Consider the following 5,374-nt stretch of genomic DNA (forward strand, 5'->3'; position numbering starts at 1 on the left):
GCCCGAGTGCCGCGGCGGCGCGGGCGACGACGCCGTCGGCCCGAGCCAGCGCCGCCACCACCGCGTCGCGGCTCGGTTCGCCGAGGTTGCGCGGCGCCGCGGTGAGCTCGGGCGCCGGCAGGCCCAGCAGTTCGGGCGTGATCGGCCCGCCGCGCGCCAGCAGCGCGGCGCGCTCGATCACGTTCTTGAGTTCGCGCACGTTGCCCGGCCACGCATGCCCGAGCAGCATCGCGCGCGCCGCATCGACCAGCCCCGGGCGGCCGGCGAGGAAGTGCTCGGCCAGCGGCAGCACGTCGTCGCGGCGCTGCGCGAGTGGCGGCACCGCGACCTCGATCACGTTGAGCCGGTAGTACAGGTCTTCGCGGAAGCGGCCATCCCGCACCATCATCTTCAGGTCGGCATTGGTCGCGCTGATCACGCGCACCCGCACGTGGCGCGTGCGCGTGGAGCCGACGCGCTCGAAGCGGCCGCTCTCCAGCACCCGCAGCAGCTTCACCTGGCCGGGCAGCGGCAGCGTGCCGATCTCGTCGAGGAACAGCGTGCCGTTGTCGGCCGCCTCGAAGCGGCCCTCGCGCGACTTGATCGCGCTGGTGTACGCGCCGGCGTCGGAACCGAACAGCTCGGTCTCGATCAGGTCGGCCGGCAGCGCGCCGCAGTTGACCGCGACGAATGCCCCGTCGCGCACCGCCGAGTTGACATGCACGGTGGTGGCGATGCGTTCCTTGCCGCTGCCGTTCGGCCCGGTGATCAGCACCGGGAGGTCGGAGCGCGCGACCTGGCAGGCCAGCTCCAGCGTGCGCTCCATCGCATCGGAGGCGTAGACGATGCCGGTCAGGTCGTGGCTCTGCGCGAGCGCGACGCGGCGGCGGCGGCGCTCGTCGCGCAGGCGGGCCACCTCGCGCGTCGACTCCGACAGTTCCAGCAGGTTCTCGACGGTGGCGAGCAGCTTCGCGTCGTCCCAGGGCTTGGCGAGGTAGTCGGCGGCGCCGGCCTTCACCAGCTCGACGGCGGCCTCGAGCCGCGTCCAGGCGGTCAGCAGGATCACCGGCAGGTCGGGCTGGCGCTCGCGGATCGCGCGGAACAGCGCCGCGCCCTCGGCGCCGGAGGTGGTGTCGGCGCTGAAGTTCATGTCCTGGATCACGACGTCGGCCGGGCGGCGGTCGAGCGAGGCCAGGCCCGCTTCGGGCGTCAGCGCGACCTCGGCCACGATGTCGTGCAGCGAGAGCAGCAGCGAGAGGGCCTGGCCGACTGCAGGGTTGTCGTCGATGATGAGGATGCGGCGCATGTCGCAAGCTTAGCGGGTGCGGCCGACGACCCGGATTGTCATCCGGGCTACGCCCCGCGCATCACCACCACCGGCGGCAGCGCCGCCGCGCGCCGCGCCGGGCCGAGCACCGCGACCTGGCCCAGCGCCCACAGCGTGACCGCGCCGATCGGCAGGCACACCCACGGCAGCGGCGGCAGCTCGTACAGGCTCATCAGCAGCCGGTTGATGCCGTAGGCCGCCGTCATGCCGATCGCGATGCCCATCGTCGTCAACAGGAAGTTCTCGGCCTGGAAGTAGCGCAGGATCTGCACCCGCGAGGCGCCGAGCGCGCGCCGCACGCCGATCATCCGCGTGCGCTGCTGCACCCAGAAGCTCGCGAGGCCGACGATGCCGAACGCGGTGACCACCAGCAGCGCGATGCACACCGCCACCAGCAGCGCCGCCATCCAGCGGTCCTGGCGGAAGTACTCGTGGCGCATGTCGTCGAAGGTCTCGCGCTCCATCACGATGCGCCGGCTGTCGACCGCCTGCAGCGCGGCGACCGCGTCCTTCAGCAGGCGGTCGCGCTGCGCCGCGTCGACGACACGCACCAGGTAGTTGCCGTCGTTGTACGAGGGCTGCACCGGCAGCAGCGTCAGGAACTCGCTGCGCGGGCCGTTGGGCTGCGGGATCGACATGCGCTCGACCACGCCGACCACGCGCATCGGCGAGGGGCCGAACACGTACAGAGACTTGCCGATCGCGCTGCCCTCGGGGAACAGGCGCGCCGCGGTGCCGCGGTCGAGGATCACCGCCGGCACCTTCGGCTCCTCGGCATCGAGGGCCGAGGCGGGCTGCACCTCCTCGGGCAGGAAGTCGCGGCCCTCGACCAGCTTCAGGCCGAACGTCGCGAGCGCGTTCTCGCCGACGAGGTACAGCGCCGCGGTGATGGTCGGCGACGTCTGCTCGAACGAGAGGCTGACGCCGCTGTCGGACGAGCCGTTGCCGAACGGCACGTGGTTGACGCTGGTGGCCGCCTTGACGCCGGGCAGGGCGCGCAGGGTCGCCAGGTCGCGCCGGGTCAGCGCCTCGGCGTTGTCGCGACGCGCGATGTCGTTGAGGCGGATGTGGAGCAGCTCGGCCTCGGCCAGGCCGGTGGGCGCCTGCATGCGCTCCAGCCGCTGGCCGATCAGGAACAGCGCGTTGCTGACGATCGCGCAGCTCAGCGCGACCTCGAGCACGATCAGCGCGGCAGCGGTCTTGTGGCGGCGCAGCGTCGACAGGATCGGTCGGAAGTCCATCATCGCGTTCTCCTTGGGTTCTGGCCGCTGTTCACTGCGACTTGAGCTGCAGCGCCGGCGTCACCTGGCAGGCACGCCAGGCCGGCAGCAGCCCGGCGGCGAGGCTGGCCACCAGTGCGAGCACGAGCGTGATCGCGAGCATCGGCGCATCGAGGTAGGCCAGCTGCGCATAGCTGGCCGGGTTCTGGCGCACGCCCCACAGCCCGAGCAGCGCGAGGCCGAGACCGAGCACGCCGCCGACGATGCCGATGCTGCCGGCCTCGACGAGGAACTGCCCGAAGATCGCGCCCCGGGAAGCGCCGAGCGCGCGCCGCACCGCGATCTCCGGTGCGCGGCGCATGCACTTGGCGAGCAGCAGCCCGACGGTGTTGGTCAGGCACACCAGCAGGAAGCCGAACGCGAGCCACAGCTGAAGGTGCACGTCGCCGGGCACGACGTGCTTGAACGACATGCGCTCGGTGACGTTGCGCAGGCGCACGTTGCTCGGCCGCTCGAAGCGGCCGGCGGCGCGCTGCTGCTCGGAGTAGTCGGTGAGGTACTGGCGCAGCGCCGGCGCGTCGGCCGCCGACGGCATCTGCACCCAGTACTGCAGCCAGGCGCAAGGGGCGTTCAGCGCGCGCGGATCGGGCGAGGTGCGGTTGCCCCAGCAGGTCAGGCTGCCGGCGATCGGCAGCCGGGCCTGCAGCGCGGTGGAGATCGGCGTGAACACCTGCTCGGTCTTCGCGAAGCGGCCGGCGTACAGGTCGTAGTAGTGCGGCACCGGGCGCCACGGCGCGAGCACGCCGACGATGCGCAGGTCGTGGTCGCCGGCACGCAGCATGCGGCCGGTGCTGTCGGCACCGTCGAACAGTTTCTGGTTCAGCTCGTGCGAGATGACGGCGACGCGCGCGCCGGCCGCGTCGTCGGCGGCACCCCAGCCGTGGCCGTAGCGCCACGGCGTCTCGAACATCGGGAAGAAGTCGGCGGTGGTGTAGCGGGCGCTCGCGAAGAACGCGGGGCGGTCGGCCTGCGCCGGTTGCACGGCGACCGAGCCGCCGGTCATCATCACCTGGCGTTCGCCGCGGTGTTCGCGCAGCAGGGCCTCGGCATCGAAGCGGGTCAGCTGCTCCAGCGGTTCGGCGCCGGGCGGCGCGGCGCCGCGTTCGTTGGCATCGAGCTGCACATAGAAGAGCCGGTCGCTCTTGCCGGGGATCGGGTCGCCGGAGAGCACGTGGAACACCGTCAGCGTGGTCATGCTGGCGCCGATGCCGAGCGCGATCGCGAGCACCATCAGCGCGGTCAGCGCGGGGCTGCGGCGGAAGCTGCGCAGCGCCAGGTCGAGGTGGTAGCCGAACATGGTGGGGGCGCTCCTATTTCAGCAGGGTGTTGACGGCGGCGAGGTCGGCCTCGGCGATGCGGCCGGCCGATTGCAGCAGCAGCAGGCGGCCGAGCACGAACTGGTGGCGCGCCTGCGAGTACGAGGCCTGCGCGGAGGCCTGGGTCTGGATCGCGAGCAGCAGGTCGGTCATCGTCTGGGTGCCGAGTTCGTGGCCGATGCGGGTGGAGGCGAGGGCGCGGCCGGCCGAATCGACCGCGGTGCGCGTGGCGCCGATGCGGCCGATGCCGGCGGCGATGCCGCGGTACTGCTCGAGCGTCTCGCGCGCGACGCGGCGGCGGCGCAGCTCGTAGTCGTCGCGCGCCGCATCCTGCTGGTGCAGCGCCTGGCGCAGTTGTGATTGCGTGGCGCCGCCGGCGAACAGCGGCACGTTGAGCACGAGGCCGACGCTCGCGACGTTGCGGCCGTCGGCGTTGCTGGCCGGCACCGGCCAGGCGGCGGCACGGCCGACGCCGAGGTTGGCGCTGAGCGTGGGCAGGTGGCCGGCCCGGGCGGCGGCGATGCCCTGCCCGGCGGCATCGACGACATGGCGCTGCGCCGACAAGCCGGGGTTGTGCAGCAGCGCCTCGTCGACCCAGGCCTGCGGATCGGCCGGCTCGGGCAAGGCCATCGGCAACTCGTCCTGCAGGCGGTTCAATGCCGGCGCGGGCTGGCCGGTGATCTCGGAGAGCGCCTCGCGCGCATCGTCACGTGCCTGGCGAGCATCGATGCTGGCCGCCTGCGCAGCCGCGTGATAGGCCCGCGCCTGTTCCACGTCGACCTGCGCCGACAGCCCATTGCGAAAGCGCTGGTCCGACTGCTCGACCTGCTGGCGGAACGCATCCTCGTTGGCCTCGACCTGGCGCACCGCGTCGTCGGCGGTGAGCACATCGAAATAGGCACGGGCGACGCGGGCGCACAAGGCCTGTTCGGCGGCGCGCACCAGGTCGTCCTGCGCCTCGGCCTGCGACTGCGCGACATGCAGCTGCGACAGGCGGGACACATCGACCAGCACCTGGTTCAGCGTGACGGAGGCGGTGCGGTTGCTGTTGCGTTCTGCGGCGTCGCCGGTCGGCTGCGAGCGATCGAATGCAAGGCCGGCGGATGCCTGCGGAAGCAACGGTGCCCGGGCCTGCACGACGCCCTCTCTTGCGATGCCGCGTTGAGCGTCTGCCGCTGACAGCACCGGATCGGCGCGGCGGGCCTGCTGGTAGATCTGCAGCAGGTCTTCCGCTTGTGCTGCCAGTGGTGCGACTGCCAGCAGGAATCCTGCGATCCAGCGGCGTATCGCGGCGGCTGGGGGTCTGGGCTGGGGGCTCATGCCGGGGCGGTCGGCGCCCSGGGGGCGCCGACTCCACGAAGAAGCTCGGCTTCGGGGGTGCATCGGCAAACTCCCGTCACTCACTTCGTTCGTTGTGGTCAAACACAGCCGATGAGTCAGTCTACGAAGCGCGCTGGCGCGCGCCACCCCCG

The 5,374-nt window shown here is 72.1% G+C and carries 4 protein-coding genes; all 4 read right to left on the reverse strand.

What is annotated here, in order from left to right:
• The coding region (locus tag AC1DXV_RS30855; RefSeq protein ID WP_477937276.1) for a sigma-54-dependent transcriptional regulator at positions 1-1,285 on the reverse strand (1,285 nt) is incomplete at its 3' end.
• Between the two features lie 47 nt (positions 1,286-1,332).
• Complete coding sequence (locus tag AC1DXV_RS30860; protein ID WP_477937278.1) at positions 1,333-2,550, reverse strand: ABC transporter permease; 1,218 nt, start codon at positions 2,548-2,550, stop codon at positions 1,333-1,335.
• Positions 2,551-2,578: 28 nt separating this feature from the next.
• Positions 2,579-3,883, reverse strand: a complete 1,305-nt coding sequence (locus AC1DXV_RS30865) for an ABC transporter permease (protein ID WP_477866050.1) — start codon at positions 3,881-3,883, stop codon at positions 2,579-2,581.
• 13 nt (positions 3,884-3,896) lie between these two features.
• Positions 3,897-5,222 (reverse strand): TolC family outer membrane protein, encoded by a 1,326-nt coding sequence (locus AC1DXV_RS30870; protein ID WP_477866051.1) that lies wholly within the window; start codon positions 5,220-5,222, stop codon positions 3,897-3,899.
• Positions 5,223-5,374: the final 152 nt, after the last annotated feature.

The sequence above is a fragment of the Rhizobacter sp. P3_C12 genome, assembly GCF_056402735.1.